The sequence below is a fragment of the Sphingomonas sp. GW821-FHT10C01 genome, assembly GCF_059415525.1.
Genome location: NZ_JBWKNK010000001.1, coordinates 823,163 through 837,057, shown reverse-complemented (window position 1 = coordinate 837,057; position 13,895 = coordinate 823,163). Strand labels below are relative to the sequence as shown.

The window sequence follows — 13,895 nt, the reverse complement described above, 5'->3', positions numbered from 1 at the left end:
ACGCTCATGTCAGGCCGGTTGCGGCGAAACCAGGGTAGACTTTCGCGTGGGCAGAGGACCAAGTCCGATCAGCGGCCGCAACCAACGGAACTCGCGCCCGAACAGATAGAAGGCCGCGCAGATCGCCGCCGTTCCGAGCATCAGCGCACCAAATTCGGTCAGCGGACCCAGCCGATAGGGCAGCGAGTACCAGGTGATCAGCACGATCGCCGGCTGATGCATCAGATAGAAGGGGAACACCGCTTCGGCGAGCGGCTTGCGCCAGCGATGATCGCGGTTCCAGTGGCGGTCGGCGAGCACGAACAGCACGATGGTCATCGTCCACGCCATTGCCGCGACCGCCGCGCGCTCGGCCGCCATCACCCAATGCGGCGGGATCGCTTCACCGGGAAAGATCAGTTCGACCGCGACGACGGTCGCACCGGAGGCCGCCGCGATCGCCAGCGCGATCTTCCACCACCGCTGGAGCGGCGCCCACAGCTGCGGCGAACCGGCAAGGACAAAACCGAACAGGAACATCGGCAGATACTGCGCATGCCCGGCCCAGTCGCGGAACAGGCCATGCTCTTCCTCGACCAGGAAGGTCAGAGCGACCTTGGCCAGGGCGAGCAGCAAGAGCGGCGCCCACAGGATCCGCCAGCCCTTCGCCAGCCAGGCCACCAGCCAGGCCGTGCCAGCGTCGATCCAGGTACGCCCCCACGCCAGCGCAGCAGCGAGGATCGCAGTGTAGGCCCAGAGATAGACGACGAACCACAGATGCTCCCAGCTCGGAAACTCGCGGCCCCAGAACTCTCCGGAACGCCAATAGTCATGCCCCCAGAACTGGATCAGGCCATAGGGATAGCCCTTGTCCATCACCCGCACCCACATCTCGATCGGCACGAGCACCACCATGCCGAACGCGAGCGGGATCAGCAGGCGGACATTGCGCGAGCGCAGGAACTTGCCCGCGCTCCCCGATTTGGTGAACAGGTGCCACGAGGCGTAACCCGACACCGCGAACAGCAACGGCAGCCGCCATGGGGTGAGCAGCGACATCGGCGTGATCAGCGCATCGACCCGGTAGGGCGTCTTGATCACCCAGTCCCAGGGCGCGAACACCATCCCGATATGATAGACGATCAACAGCGCGAACGCGGCGATGCGCAGCCAGTCGAGTCCGTAGTGGCGGTTGGTTTGCAAGGCCGGATCGGTCGTTTCGGTCACGGCTCGATCTATAACCCAAACCGCTCACCAATTGGTTATCGCGCTGGAAGGCTTGGGCGACAACCGCGCCTTTCTCGTCCGCAACCGATCGGCTATAGGGCGACGAAGCCTTAAGGAACCTCAATGTCCGTGCGTCCCTGGCGCGATATCATGCGCCGCCAAAGCCGCCAGATCATGGTCGGCAACGTGCCCGTCGGCGGCGATGCGCCCGTCACCGTCCAGACGATGACCAACACCCCGACCGATGACGTGAAGGCGACGATCGACCAGATCCGCCGTTGCGAGGATGCGGGCGTCGACATCATCCGCGTCTCCTGCCCCGATGTCGCGAGCACGGCCGCATTGAAGCAGATCGTCCGCGGCGCCAAGGTGCCGATCGTCGCCGACATCCACTTCCACTACAAGCGCGCGCTGGAAGCGGCGGACGCGGGCGCGGCGTGCCTGCGCATCAACCCCGGCAACATCGGCAGCGCCGACCGCGTCAACGAAGTGGTCAACGCCGCCAAGGCCAATGGCTGCGCGATCCGCATCGGCGTCAATGCGGGTTCGCTCGAGAAGGACCTGCTCGAGAAATACGGCGAGCCCTGTCCCGAGGCGCTGGTCGAGAGCGCGCTCGACCATATCAAGCTGCTTCAGGATCGCGATTTCCACGACTTCAAGGTCGCGGTGAAGGCTAGCGACCTGTTCCTGGCGGTCGCCGCCTATCAGCAGCTCGCCGAAGTGGTCGACTGCCCGCTGCACCTGGGTATCACCGAAGCGGGCGGGTTCGTCGGGGGGACGGTGAAGAGCGCGATCGGCATCGGATCGCTGCTGTGGTACGGCATCGGCGACACGATCCGCGTGAGCCTCTCGGCCGAACCCGAAGAGGAAGTCCGCGTCGGGTTCGAGATCCTGAAAGCGCTGGGCATCCGCAACCGCGGAGTCCGCGTCGTCAGCTGCCCGAGCTGCGCCCGGCAGGGCTTCGACGTGATCCGCACCGTCCAGACGCTGGAGGAGCGGCTCCAGCATATCCGCACGCCGCTATCGCTGTCGGTGCTGGGCTGCGTGGTCAACGGACCGGGCGAGGCACGCGAGACCGATATCGGCCTGACCGGCGGCGGCAACGGCAAGCATATGGTCTATCTGTCGGGCCTTACCGACCACACGGTCGAGGACGCCGACATGCTCGACCATATCGTCAAGCTGGTCGAGGCGAAGGCCGCCGAGATCGAGGCGGCGGACGCGGCCAAGGCCGAAGCGGCGGCCTGAAACCACACGGAAAGTCCCAAAGGTCACGGTCCTACGCGTGCGCGAGGGCCGGACACCGGCTGGAATAGACGAGATCAAAGAGCGGCCGGAAGCCTCCGGCCCGTCGAGTGAAGCAGGCGAAATCCTACATTTCAAGCGGCTCCACCGCTTCCGCCAGCCATGCCGCAAAGGCCCGCATCACCGCGCTTTCGCGGCGTGAGTTGAGACGAGTCAGCCAGTAGCGGCCAAGTTCGATCCCGATCGCGAAGGGCTGGACGAGACGCTCGGCGGCGAGGTCGCTCTCGAACATCGCGGGCGGGGCCAGCGCGACGCCATGGCCGCCCAGTGCGGCGGCGATCATCAGCGCCGAGCTGTCGAACATCGGGCCGGTCAGCCGCGGTGATGGCACACCGACGGCTTCGAACCAGCGCGGCCATTCGTCAGGTCGATAGGAACGCAGCAGCGTTTCGCGGGCGAGATCGGCGGGAGCGGACAGACGCCCGGCGATGGCGGGGGTGCAGAGCGGCGACAGCGGCGCGGCGAGCAGCGGCACCGCGTGCGTCCCATGCCACGCGCCGTCGCCGAAGCGGATGGCATAGTCCAGCCCCTCCCCCGCCAGATCGACGCGGTTGTTGTTGGTCATCAACCTGAGATCGATCTCGGGATGCGCATGCTCGAACGCGGCGAGCCGGGGCAGCAGCCAGCCGGTGGCAAAGGTGCCGACGACACCGACCGTCAGCACCTCACGCATTCTCCCGCCTTCGTATCGGTCGAGCGTCGCGCCGATCCGGTCGAACGCCTCACCCAGCACCGGCACCAGCGCCAGCCCTTCGTCGGTGAGGGCGAGGCCGCGCGGCAGACGGCGGAACAGGGGGACGCCCAGCCGCCGTTCGAGGGACGCGACCTGATGGCTCACCGCGCCCTGGCTGACGCACAGCTCAAGCCCCGCGCGGGTAAAGTTGAGATGCCGAGCCGCCGCCTCGAAGGCGCGCAGGGCATTGAGGGGAAGCTGGGGGCGATCCATACGTCACCCATGAACTGCGCTCATGGCTAAGTCGAGAATTGATGCTTTGTGCACTGGAGCGGGGTTCGCCACTCTCTGGCTCCATACCGAAGCGGAGCGAATAGCGATGAGCAGAACTGACATCTTGATTGCGGCCCTTATCGCATTGTCCGGCACGGCCGCCGCGCAGGATGCCGACCGCGACGACCCGCTGCTCCGCCCCATCGCCGCCGACTATGCCAAACAATGGCTGGAGCCGCAGGCGCCGGTGCGGATGCACGGGCAAAGCTATTATGTCGGGTTCCAGGGACTGGGCGTGGTGCTGATCCGTACCGATGCCGGGCTGGTGCTGATCGACGCCGGGGTGCCGCAGGCGGTGCGCGCGATCCAGGCGAATATCCGCAAGCTCGGCTTCGACCCGAAGCAGATCAAGTACATCCTGATCACCGAACCGCATTGGGACCATGCCGGGGGCGCCGCCGCGCTGGCACGCGACAGCGGCGCGACGGTGATCGCTGGTGCCGCAGCCGTTGCCGAGCTGCGGCGCGGCAATGTCGGCAAGGACGATCCGCAGGCGAGCATCCACGCACCGATGCCCGGCGTGTCACGCATTCGCGGCGTGCGTGACGGCGAACAGTTGCGGATCGGCGGAGTGACCCTCTTCGCCCGCGCGACGCCGGGGCACACACAGGGAAGCACCAGCTGGCAATGGCAATCCTGCGAGGGCAAGGCGTGTGCGACCTTCGTCTTCTCCGCCAGCATCAACCCGGTGAGCGACGACCATTACCGCTTCAGCGACCATCCAGAGCGCGTGGCGCTGCTGCGCCGGGGCGCCATGGCGCTGGCCGGACTGCGCTGCGACGTCGCGATCCCATCGCACCCCGGCACCAACGACACGCTCACGCACCTCACCGCGCTGGAGCGGTCGCGGACGCCCAATCCGATGATCGACGCGACTGCGTGCAAGACGCTGGCGACGACCTATACCGAACGGCTCGACAAGCGGCTGGCGAAGGAAAAACCGGCGCAACGCTGAGCGCGATTGACCGGGCGTCACGCTACGGCCAAGCGCGAAGGCGTGAGTCGCCCGGTTTCTCCTCTCCTTGCCTTTGCCGTCGCCGCGCTCGGCATCGCCATCTTCTCGTCGATGGACGCGGTGATGAAGGGGCTGGTGATCGGGCTGGGCGCGTACAATGCGCTGGCCTGGCGAATGCTGGCGGGGACGGTGGTGAGCGGCGTTCCCTATGCATTGTCGCGGCCGCGCATGCCGCCACGCGCGGTGCTGCGGATCCATCTCGTCCGCGGCACCGTGTCGGCCATCATGGCATTCCTGTTCTTCTGGGGGTTGGGACGCGTGCCGATGGCGCAGGCGATCGCCTTGTCCTTCATCGCCCCGATCATCGCGCTGTTTCTGGCCGCAGTGATCCTGAAGGAGCGGATCACAAGGGCGACGATCATCGCCACCGCCATGGCGTTCGGCGGTGTATTGGTGATCCTGTGGGGACAGGCGCGCGCGGAACTGGGGCCACAGGCATTCTGGGGCGCGGTCGCGATCCTCGCGTCCGCCGTTTTCTACGCCTGGAATATCATCCTGATGCGCCAGCAGTCGCTGGTCGCCGGGGCGGGCGAGGTCGCCTTCTTCCAGACGATCATCGTCACCGCCGTCTTTCTGCTTGCCGCGCCGTGGCTGCTGGTGGTGCCGCCGCTGGCCGATGCGCCCGCGCTGATCCTGGCCGCGTTGCTGGCGACGGCATCGCTGTTCCTGCTTTCCTGGGCGTATCGTCATGCCGAGGCGAGCTATCTCGCGCCGAGCGAATATACCGGCTTCCTCTGGGCGACACTCTGGGGCTGGGTCGTGTTCGGCGAGCAGGTTTCCCTTTTCACCGTCGCCGGGGCGGCGCTGATCGTCGGCGGGTGCATCCTCGCCGCGCGGCGGCGCGATCATGCTCCGGTGGCCGACAGCGAGGCACTTCTTCCATGATCTCGATCCGACAAGCCGGCCCAGAGGATTTCGAGCTGGTCGCGGAATTCATCCGCAAGCTCGCCGATTACGAGAAGCTGGCGCACGAGGTGCGCTTCGACGACGAGGTGCTGCGCGGGCACCTGTTCGGCGCCCGTCCCGCAGCCGAAGTGCTGATCGGCGAGGTTGATGGCGTACCGAGCGGGTTCGCGCTGTTCTTCCAGACCTTTTCGACCTTCGAGGGCAAGCCGGGGATCTGGCTGGAGGACCTGTTCGTCGATCCCAACGCACGGGGTTCGGGACTTGGCCGGGCCTTGTTGTCGCGGCTGGCGGGGCTGGTGGTCGAGCGTGGCGGGGCGCGGCTCGAATGGGCGGTGCTCGACTGGAACGAACTGGGCAAGGGCTTCTACCGCTCGATCGGCGCGGGGCCGGTCGATGGCTGGGAGCGCTGGCGGATGGAAATCGATGCGATCGAGGCACTGGCCCGTGGCGTTTGACGCGGGCCTGCTCGACTGGGTCGCCGAGGCGATGGAGCCGATGGGGACGGTCACCCATCGCAAGATGATGGGCGGGGCGACCCTCTATCTCGACGGAACGGTGTTCGCGATCATCTCGAGCGACGACGTGCTGTGGTTCAAGGCCGATGCGCAGAGCGACGCGGTGTGGGACGCGGCGGGGTGCGGTCGTTTCACCTTCCAGATGAAGGACCGGCTTGCCAGCATGAACTATCGCCGCGCGCCCGACGATGTGTTCGACGATGCCGATGCGATGCGCGAATGGGCGACGCTGGGGCTGGAAGCGGGGCGACGGGCGCCCGAGAAAAAGCCGAAAGCTACCCGCCGAGCGCGTTGATCGTGAAGGCGATGATGCCGAGGTTGAAGACGAACGCGGCGAGGCAATGGAAGGTCACCGCGCGTCGCATCGGCCGCGTGGTGATCGTCACGTCGCTCGTCTGGAAGGTCATGCCGAGGCAATAGGCGAAATAGACGAAGTCCGAATAATCGGGCTCGGCGGTTTCCGGGAACTCCAGTCCCCCCGAATCCTTCCCGTCGCGTGCGGTGTAGAAGAGATGCGCATAGTGGAGCGCATAGACCGAATTGCCGAACAGCCAGCAGATGGCGAGCGTTGCGATGACCAGCGCCAGCCTTATCGGCTCCGGCGCGCCGGGCGGGATCAGCACGCTGGCGATCGCCGCGAACACGGCGAGGCTGATCGCGGTGGTGATGACCAGCAACGCGACGCGATTGGCGTCGTTGCGCCGGGCCGCCGCGCGCATGTGATGCGATTCGTGGCGGAGCAGTGACAGGCAGCTGAGAAGGAAGACGGTCGTGGCGGCGTCGAACGCCACCATCACGCCGAAACGGATGCCGAGCGCGGGAATCGCGGCGGCGCACCCGATGGCAAGGATCGCCGCGAACAGCAGGAAGCGCGGCGGCGCAAACCGGTTGCCGATGGTACGACGCTTGCTGTCAGCCCCCTCCCGCATCCGCCCAGTCTAGGCGCGATGCGGGCGGGTGGCCAGACAGGTTGAGGCTTAGGCGGCCTTCGCCTTCTTCGCGGCCTCGATCGCTTCGACGACGATGCGACGGGCTTCGTCGGCATCGCCCCACTGGCCGATGCGGACCCACTTCTCGGACTCGAGGTCCTTATAGTGTTTGAAGAAATGCTCGATCTGCTGAAGCACGATCGAGGGCAGGTCCTGCCGCTCGCCCACGTCCGAGTAATAGGGGAAGGTGGTGTCGACGGGGACGCAGATCAGCTTCTCGTCGCCGCCGGCCTCGTCTTCCAGCTTGAGCACGCCGATCGGACGCGCGCGGACGACACAGCCCGGGATGAACGGCGAACGCGAGATCACCAGCGCGTCGAGCGGGTCGCCATCGGGCGACAGCGTGTGCGGCACGAAGCCGTAATTCGCCGGATAGCGCATCGGCGTATGCAGGATGCGGTCGACGAACAGTGCGCCCGACGCCTTGTCGAACTCGTACTTCACCGGCTCGCCGCCGGTCGGCACTTCGATGATGACGTTCAGGCTGTGCGGCGGATTGTCGCCGACAGGAATCATGTCGATGCGCATCTAAACTTCCTCTGTTGGTTCGGCTTCCCCGTCAGCGCGGGGCAAGCAGCCGATCCAGGCCACCCTCTCCGGAGCCCGTTTTTTCGAGGCGCGGATAGCGCAGGCCATCGTGATAGTCGATGGCGATTTCGCGATAGGTGCTGCCGGTCTTGATGAGGAGCTTCACCGGCTCCTTCGTGCCCTTGGCCGCCCGAACGGCGTCCTTGAGGCGATCGTCGGAATATTCGCGGCCGGCGACCGCGACGATCGTTTCGCCGACATCGAGTCCCGCCTCGAACGCGGGCGAATCCCAGGTGACCGAGCCGATCGCGCCGCCCTTTCCGATCGTCAAGCCGAGTGAGTAGCTAAGGTCCGTGCGGCTGGCGCGCTTCTCGGCGTCCTTGAACGCGGCGGTCGGTTCGTCGGTGTAGATCAGGCGATAGCCGTTGGCGGTGAAGCCGGCGAGCGGCGCGCGCTCCGACAGGCCGTTGATCCGGGTGCTGAGGAAGGTCGCCCAGTCATAGGGCTGGATTGCGTTCAAGGTCGCGGCGACATCGTCGATCTTGTAGGTCAGCACGCCCCAGTCGCCGTCGCGCACACCGAAAAAGGCGCGGGCGAAATCGTCCATCGTCTTCTTGCCGCCGCTCTGCGCGCGCAGCATCGAATCGACCTCGAGCCAGATCAGCAGGCCTTCATTGTAATAATCCTCCGACCGCTGCCAGCTCACCCAGCCCTTGGGCCGGCGCGCGGAGATGATCGGATCGTTGGTGGTGTCGACCAGCGCGCGCCAGGTCCGCGCCGGGCGGTTGTCGAGGCTGGCGGCGATGTTCGCCAGCATGTCGAGCGTATCCTGCTTCGACACGATGCCCGAGCGCGCCTGGAGGATATAGCCCCAGAACTGGGTCTGCCCCTCATAGACCCACAGCAGCGAGTTGCGCATCGGCGTGCGGAAATCGGGGGTCCAGCTGTCCGCGCCGCGACGGAACTTGCCGTTCCAGCTGTGCACGAATTCATGCGGAAGCAAATTGCGCGAGCCGGGGCCGTCGCTCCACTTGGTGAAATAGCCGGGCTTCACGCCGTTCTCGGAGCTGCGGTGATGCTCGAGCCCGATACCGCCCATCTCGTCGCTGATCGACAGCAGGAATTCGTAGCGATCGTAATGCTGCGCGCCGAACAGCTTGACCGCCTGGTCGACCAGCTTCTTGTGCGCGTCGATCTGCTCGGGCTTGGCCTCCAGCTCCTTGGCGTCGTCGGCGAAGACGTTGAGGTCGACGCGGTCCGACAGCTTGAACTCGCGATAGTTGCGGCCCGCGAACACCGGCGAGTCGATCAGCGTCTCATAATCGGTCTTGTCATAGACGTAAGATCCGCCCTGCTTCCTGGCGGGCAGGCCCGACACGGCCGTCCAGCCCTCAGGGTAGGTCACGGTCGCCTGGATCGGGATGCGGCGGGTGAACCAGCCGGCGGGATAGAGGCTGACCTGCTCGAACTGGAGGTTGAGCATCTGCGACGCGATCGAGACGCGGCCCTGATCGCTTTCGGTGGCGCCAGTGAACTGGAATTCGAGATCGAGCTGCTTGGCGCCACGCGGCACATCGATGTGGAAGGCCCAGACATCGACGGTATCGCGCTTCCACGGTACCGCCTTGCCGCCCGCGCTGATCTTGAGGCCGGTCAGCTTCTCGACCTCGCCGCGCGCGGCGTGCTTGCCGGGCAGCCAGGCGGGCATCAGCAGGACCATATGACCGTCCTGCGCGACGGGAATGGTCTGCTTCACGCGATAGATCGCCTGCTGGACGTTGGTCGCGTCGACCTTGAGCGTGATCGTGCCGGGATAGGCGGTGTCGCGCGCGGCCGGGATGCGGTTGTCGAACGGCAACGGCTGGGGCGCGGAGTTCTGAGCGGCGGCGGCGGTGGCGAGAAGCAGGGCGGAAAGCGCGATGACGCGGCGCATGGGGGCCTCGAATTCAGGGAAGGATATGATGTTACACCTTTAAGCGCGACGCGGCGGGAAGGTAAAGGGGTTGAGAAGCCCCCTCCCCCGCGCGGAGACGCCAAGGGTTGAAACACCCTTCATGGCTTGCTTACCATTCGCGGCTATGCGGGACGGGATGTATCACGACGCCAATCTTGCCACGCCGGCCAAGGCCGATCCGCGGCCCAAGTCCGCGGTCAGCACCGGGTGCGGGCTGGCGGGACTGGTGGGCATGGCGTGCTGGCTGGTGTTCGCGCGGATGAAGGGGCTGGACGGCCCCTATGCCGCGTTGGTCAATCTGGTCGCGGGCGGCGTGCCGATGGTGCTGTGGGCGCTGCTGGTCGACAAGGTCCACCGCAATCCCAGCACGGGCGTCAAATGGGAGAACCCCCGGCCGCTCAAGGAAACGCTCGACATCTCGATCACCAAGATCGCGGGGCTGTGGCTGACCTGGGGCGGGATCGCCGCGATCTACTCGGTCTGCCGCTTCTACTGGGAGGGCAATTTCGCCTTTGCCATGTGGTGCTTCCAGATGTCGGCCCCGGCGCTGTTCATCCTGTCCGTGCCATACGTCCTGTGGATCGACCGACGGCTGGAGAAGCCGAGGGACGGCGCGTGGATGCTGGGCGCGTGGCTGCTCGGCAACAAGGACGAGCCGATCGACGAGGCGGCGATCCACAATCACCTGCGCAGCTGGGCGGTGAAGGCGTTCTTCCTCGCCTTCATGCTGGCGATCGTGCCGCCGGGATATAGCCAGTTCGTGCGCGCGAGCACCGACGGCATCCTGAACAACCCCATTGCCCTCGCCAACTGGCTGATCACGGGCATGTTCATGCTCGACGTGGCGTTCGCGACGGTGGGCTATATCCTGACCTTCCGCCCGCTCGACAGCCATATCCGCACCGCCAATCCCTATGCCGCGGGCTGGGCGTTCGCGCTGATCTGCTACCCGCCGTTCATCCTGATGGGGAATGGCGGACCGCTGGACTATCATCCGGGCACGTCGGACTGGACGCACTGGCTGGCGGGCCATGACATCTTGCTGTGGATCATCGGCGCGGTGCTGGTGGTGCTGACCGCGATCTATGCCTGGGCGACGATGGCGTTCGGCTTCCGCTTCTCAAACCTCACGCATCGCGGGATCATCACCCACGGCCCGTACAGCTGGACGCGGCACCCGGCGTATCTGTCGAAAAATCTGTTCTGGTGGATCAGCACCTGTCCGCTGCTGGTGACCACGGGCAGCCTGTACGACGCGATCCGCGCGACGGTGCTGCTCGCCGCGGTGAGCGGCGTCTATTACATCCGCGCCAAGACCGAGGAGAAGCACCTCGGCGCCGACCCGGCGTATCGCGAATATTCGGAGTGGATGGAGCGCAACGCGCCCGTGCCGCGGCTGGTGGCGTGGGTGACGGGGTGGACGTTCAAGCCGGGCTATGCGGGGTTGAAGAAGCTGGATCAGCGCGCCGACTGATCTTCCGCAAAGTTGACACAGTTACGCGGAACGCGATTCATTCTGTCAATCTGGTCGCCTTTGTCGGAGGGGTTCGGGTTCGTCATCGAACCGGTCGAATCGACGCGATCAAAGAGCGGCCGCCATGCGGCCTGTCGATGCAAGCAAACCAATTCCAACATTGCAAGCGGGACCATTGTTGATCGGATTGCGATCATTCACCGCCAGTGAAAAACGGCAACGTCAGGTCGTGCTCGCGCATTACTCGCATGTAGAGGTCGACCCGAGATTGCAGGGCGTCGGCCAATTCCTTCAAGTCATACCACTGATCTGATTCAGGCTCTGCGCCAGCAAGTGCGCCTGCTGCCAACTTGCTGAGAATATGCAGGGTGTCTCCCTGGATTAGCACCCCCGGAAACTTACGACCCGGGTGCCGCATGACGGCGGCGTTCGTGGCATCAGAGTAAATCTCGACCGATTCTGTTCGCATGCAGCCTTCCAAGTTTCCTGAAACCGTCGCCTGAACAGAATGACCTTATCTCATCATCCGCTCACGTCAGCAGCCTGCAAACACTAATCGTACCTATCCCAACTTTCCATCACGAAGCCGGCTTTGCTAGCCACTTCGCCCGCTCTGACTTACATAACTGCTCAATCCCAGCAGACATGACACTTAGTCCAGCATTGTCCAACAAAGGGCGATGCGGCCAAGAAAGCGACGAATTTAGATCAGGCCAAATGCGACATTCGTCCCAAACTCGAGAAACCAAATAGGCACCCTCAAAATCAAAACCATCAATACGCGCAGCGTTCAGATGAACGAATAGCTCTCCAACTACGAGACTGATGGTCTGAATATTTCTATCCATCCCGTTGAGTGGTGGCACTGGACCATCGGCTGACAGAGCCATCGTATGGCTATGTCTGATCGAAGCACTACGCGATCTACTGACATGATTTCCCACGTAAATGCGGAAATAGGACGGGATCTTACCCGATATACGCAGCGCTTCACGATCTGGCCTTGGGGTGAGCGCTGTTCCTCGCGCAGCATGTTCCATGACAATGAATTTCTGGGCACACCACCGAGCTAGATCAGTCATTTGATTCAGCGTGGTAGTAATCGCTTCGCCCTTCAGCATCGGCTCTAAGAACGGCCGCACTTGCTGCTCCCGGTCATTCATCCAGCCATGATTGCAAGGGCGACAAACTTCTCTAACCTGAATATCAAAGACCCCGCCAGGTTTACCCGTCGGGCCGCTAAGCTCCTCTAAGCCTTCAGGACCGCGATTGATGGTGTGGCGATTATAGGTGCTCTTCCCACTCCCCTCATTTAGAAAGGGATGCATCCACTGGGACCAGATATGCTCTTTGCTATCAACCGGATTGCAGCAAAAGATGCACTGACGTCGCTGCGCGTTCATCCTGCCACCTATAGGCGCGCCCTATTGCCCGAGCAGCGCGCATATCGTTCTGATAGACGGCACCGAGCATGTCAAAGCCGCTTATTAGCTTATGTATTTCCTTATCCCAGCAATCCCTTGGCGAAGTCCTGCGCTTCCAGCTTGATATCCTCCCGGCTCAGCGCCGGTGTGGGATTCGCTTCGGCATAGCCCCGCCTGTCGCCGCAATCGTAGCGCGCGCCGCAATAAGGTCGCCCGCCAATCACTGCCCCTGCGGTTGCTCCACAATGACGCCCACGATCCGGCGGACGACGGGCAGCACGAGCAGCAGCGTCGGGAAGGCGACCATCCATGATGCGCCCCATGCCTTTGGCCAGCCCAGCGCAAAACCCGATCCCAGCCCGATCGACGCAATGGTCGCCACCGCTGAAACCACACCGGACATGATGATCGACAGGATCAGCGGCATCAGGATCCGAGCATAGCCGGGCGGAAGCTTCCTGCGTCGTGGCCGTTCCTGATCGATGTGCATCGTCGATACTCCCTTGTCCGCTCGATCCGCTCGCCTTTGGGCCGGACCCTGGAACGCGGATATATTGTCAAAGATATCGCGAACAATCCGGGCTATAGGCGAGTCTCTATCCCGTTTTTCGAGATAATCATGGCGCGCATCGAAGACCTGGAAACGTTCGTGGCGATCGCCGAAGCCGAGAGCCTGACGCGGGCGGCGCGGCAGCTGAACCGGTCGCTGCAGACCGTCAGCCGGTCGCTCGCCGCGCTGGAGGCGGAGATCGGGGTGCAGCTGGTTCACCGCACCACGCGCCGCTCCTCGCTGAGCGAGGCGGGACAAGCCTATTACCGGCGGATCAAACCGGCGGTGGCGGAGATCAGGGAGGCGCGGCTGGAGGCAGCCGATCGGCGGGTCGAGCCGGTGGGGGTGCTGCGCGTGGGGGCGCCGGTGCTGTTCGGTCCCGATTTCCTGGTTCCGATCATCGCGGAGTATATGGCGCGCCATCCGCAGGTCGAAGTCGATCTGCAGCTGAGCGACGGGTTCACCGATCTCGCCGCCGAGAGCCTCGACCTGGTCGTGCGCATCGCCGAGCTGCCCGATTCAGGCTTGCAGGGGAAACGGCTGGGGGCGCTGCGCCGCGTCGTGTTCGGTGCGCCGTCCTATTTCGCGCGGCATGGCCGGCCTGCGCACCCCGCCGAGCTGCGCGATCATGCCTGCATTATCCGCACGATCGACCAGCGGCCCAGCCAATGGGCGTTCCAGGTCGGCGGCAAGCGCCATGCGGTGAGCGTGCGGGGACCGTTCCGCACCAACACGATGGGGGCGGTCTATTCGGCGGTCAGCGCGGGGCTGGGCCTGGGCTATTCGCCGCTGTGGCAGATCCGGCGACTGGTCCAGAGCGGCGAGGTCGAGATCGTGCTGGAGGCATTCGAACCGAGGCCCGTGCCCGTCCACGCGCTGTGGCAGGAGGGCAGGTTTCCGCCCGCCAAGGTGCGCACGTTCGTCGACCTGCTCGCCGCGCGGCTGAAGCTCGACGGGCTCTGATCCGAAGCCGGGGGTAATCCTACCCCAACAGTCCCTTGGCGAACTCGCGCACCGCCGGGC

At 64.7% G+C, this 13,895-nt stretch carries 15 protein-coding genes; 7 read left to right on the top strand and 8 right to left on the bottom strand.

The genetic code is table 11. The features are described 5' to 3' along the window. Positions 1-9: 9 nt before the first annotated feature. Positions 10-1,206, bottom strand: coding sequence for an acyltransferase family protein (locus AC07M1_RS03975; RefSeq protein WP_495161264.1), 1,197 nt, complete (start codon positions 1,204-1,206; stop codon positions 10-12). A 123-nt stretch (positions 1,207-1,329) separates the two neighbouring features. Here AC07M1_RS03975 and ispG point away from each other — a divergent pair, with 123 nt between their 5' ends. Continuing rightward, positions 1,330-2,454: a flavodoxin-dependent (E)-4-hydroxy-3-methylbut-2-enyl-diphosphate synthase gene (gene ispG, locus AC07M1_RS03970; protein WP_495161263.1), complete on the top strand. Its 1,125-nt coding sequence runs from the start codon at positions 1,330-1,332 to the stop codon at positions 2,452-2,454. 124 nt (positions 2,455-2,578) lie between these two features. Here the strand turns inward: ispG and AC07M1_RS03965 are convergent, their stop codons facing one another. Continuing rightward, positions 2,579-3,457, bottom strand: a complete 879-nt coding sequence (locus tag AC07M1_RS03965; protein WP_495161262.1) for a LysR family transcriptional regulator — start codon at positions 3,455-3,457, stop codon at positions 2,579-2,581. A 106-nt stretch (positions 3,458-3,563) separates the two neighbouring features. Between AC07M1_RS03965 and bla the strand changes: the two genes are divergently transcribed. From bla to AC07M1_RS03945, 4 genes are read left to right on the top strand one after another with little or no spacing between them, the layout of a single operon-like run. Beyond that, positions 3,564-4,472 (top strand): subclass B3 metallo-beta-lactamase, encoded by a 909-nt coding sequence (gene bla / locus AC07M1_RS03960; protein ID WP_495161261.1) that lies wholly within the window; start codon positions 3,564-3,566, stop codon positions 4,470-4,472. A 42-nt stretch (positions 4,473-4,514) separates the two neighbouring features. Continuing rightward, positions 4,515-5,417 (top strand): DMT family transporter, encoded by a 903-nt coding sequence (locus tag AC07M1_RS03955; RefSeq protein WP_495161260.1) that lies wholly within the window; start codon positions 4,515-4,517, stop codon positions 5,415-5,417. Then, positions 5,414-5,893: a GNAT family N-acetyltransferase gene (locus tag AC07M1_RS03950; protein ID WP_495161259.1), complete on the top strand. Its 480-nt coding sequence runs from the start codon at positions 5,414-5,416 to the stop codon at positions 5,891-5,893. The genes AC07M1_RS03955 and AC07M1_RS03950 overlap by 4 nt, the downstream gene beginning before the upstream one ends. Next, positions 5,883-6,248, top strand: a complete 366-nt coding sequence (locus AC07M1_RS03945; protein ID WP_495161258.1) for a TfoX/Sxy family protein — start codon at positions 5,883-5,885, stop codon at positions 6,246-6,248. The genes AC07M1_RS03950 and AC07M1_RS03945 overlap by 11 nt, the downstream gene beginning before the upstream one ends. Here AC07M1_RS03945 and AC07M1_RS03940 read toward each other — a convergent pair. The 3 genes from AC07M1_RS03940 to AC07M1_RS03930 are packed head-to-tail and all read right to left on the bottom strand — an operon-like array spanning position 6,229 to position 9,403. After that, on the bottom strand, positions 6,229-6,882 hold the full coding sequence (locus tag AC07M1_RS03940; protein ID WP_495161257.1) for a DUF1345 domain-containing protein: 654 nt from the start codon (positions 6,880-6,882) through the stop codon (positions 6,229-6,231). The genes AC07M1_RS03945 and AC07M1_RS03940 overlap by 20 nt on opposite strands. 48 nt (positions 6,883-6,930) lie before the next feature. Continuing rightward, entirely contained in the window at positions 6,931-7,470 is a 540-nt protein-coding gene (ppa, locus tag AC07M1_RS03935) for an inorganic diphosphatase (RefSeq protein ID WP_066573459.1), read from the bottom strand. 31 nt (positions 7,471-7,501) lie between these two features. Further along, positions 7,502-9,403 (bottom strand): M61 family metallopeptidase, encoded by a 1,902-nt coding sequence (locus tag AC07M1_RS03930; protein WP_495161256.1) that lies wholly within the window; start codon positions 9,401-9,403, stop codon positions 7,502-7,504. Positions 9,404-9,548: 145 nt separating this feature from the next. Between AC07M1_RS03930 and AC07M1_RS03925 the strand changes: the two genes are divergently transcribed. After that, the gene (locus tag AC07M1_RS03925) at positions 9,549-10,898 is read left to right on the top strand and encodes a methyltransferase family protein (RefSeq protein WP_495161255.1); all 1,350 of its coding nucleotides are present in this window, start codon (positions 9,549-9,551) and stop codon (positions 10,896-10,898) included. A gap of 193 nt (positions 10,899-11,091) precedes the next feature. Here the strand turns inward: AC07M1_RS03925 and AC07M1_RS03920 are convergent, their stop codons facing one another. From AC07M1_RS03920 to AC07M1_RS03910, 3 genes are all read right to left on the bottom strand, one after another. Beyond that, the gene (locus AC07M1_RS03920) at positions 11,092-11,367 is read right to left on the bottom strand and encodes a DUF6959 family protein (protein ID WP_495161254.1); all 276 of its coding nucleotides are present in this window, start codon (positions 11,365-11,367) and stop codon (positions 11,092-11,094) included. Between the two features lie 109 nt (positions 11,368-11,476). Continuing rightward, on the bottom strand, positions 11,477-12,301 hold the full coding sequence (locus AC07M1_RS03915; protein WP_495161253.1) for a hypothetical protein: 825 nt from the start codon (positions 12,299-12,301) through the stop codon (positions 11,477-11,479). A 241-nt stretch (positions 12,302-12,542) separates the two neighbouring features. Beyond that, complete coding sequence (locus tag AC07M1_RS03910; RefSeq protein ID WP_495161252.1) at positions 12,543-12,812, bottom strand: DUF2798 domain-containing protein; 270 nt, start codon at positions 12,810-12,812, stop codon at positions 12,543-12,545. Between the two features lie 129 nt (positions 12,813-12,941). Here AC07M1_RS03910 and AC07M1_RS03905 point away from each other — a divergent pair, with 129 nt between their 5' ends. Continuing rightward, the gene (locus AC07M1_RS03905) at positions 12,942-13,835 is read left to right on the top strand and encodes a LysR family transcriptional regulator (protein ID WP_495161251.1); all 894 of its coding nucleotides are present in this window, start codon (positions 12,942-12,944) and stop codon (positions 13,833-13,835) included. The last annotated feature ends 60 nt before the right edge of the window (positions 13,836-13,895 follow it).

Excerpts from the sequence above, each read along its gene's own strand:
- bla (WP_495161261.1), top strand. The coding sequence starts at position 3,564 with ATGAGCAGAACTGACATCTTGATTGCGGCCCTTATCGCATTGTCCGGC.
- AC07M1_RS03905 (WP_495161251.1), top strand. The coding sequence starts at position 12,942 with ATGGCGCGCATCGAAGACCTGGAAACGTTCGTGGCGATCGCCGAAGCC.
- AC07M1_RS03920 (WP_495161254.1), bottom strand. The coding sequence starts at position 11,367 with ATGCGAACAGAATCGGTCGAGATTTACTCTGATGCCACGAACGCCGCC.
- ppa (WP_066573459.1), bottom strand. The coding sequence starts at position 7,470 with ATGCGCATCGACATGATTCCTGTCGGCGACAATCCGCCGCACAGCCTG.
- AC07M1_RS03940 (WP_495161257.1), bottom strand. The coding sequence starts at position 6,882 with ATGCGGGAGGGGGCTGACAGCAAGCGTCGTACCATCGGCAACCGGTTT.
- AC07M1_RS03930 (WP_495161256.1), bottom strand. The coding sequence starts at position 9,403 with ATGCGCCGCGTCATCGCGCTTTCCGCCCTGCTTCTCGCCACCGCCGCC.
- AC07M1_RS03965 (WP_495161262.1), bottom strand. The coding sequence starts at position 3,457 with ATGGATCGCCCCCAGCTTCCCCTCAATGCCCTGCGCGCCTTCGAGGCG.
- AC07M1_RS03950 (WP_495161259.1), top strand. The coding sequence starts at position 5,414 with ATGATCTCGATCCGACAAGCCGGCCCAGAGGATTTCGAGCTGGTCGCG.
- AC07M1_RS03910 (WP_495161252.1), bottom strand. The coding sequence starts at position 12,812 with ATGCACATCGATCAGGAACGGCCACGACGCAGGAAGCTTCCGCCCGGC.
- AC07M1_RS03915 (WP_495161253.1), bottom strand. The coding sequence starts at position 12,301 with ATGAACGCGCAGCGACGTCAGTGCATCTTTTGCTGCAATCCGGTTGAT.
- ispG (WP_495161263.1), top strand. The coding sequence starts at position 1,330 with ATGTCCGTGCGTCCCTGGCGCGATATCATGCGCCGCCAAAGCCGCCAG.
- AC07M1_RS03925 (WP_495161255.1), top strand. The coding sequence starts at position 9,549 with ATGCGGGACGGGATGTATCACGACGCCAATCTTGCCACGCCGGCCAAG.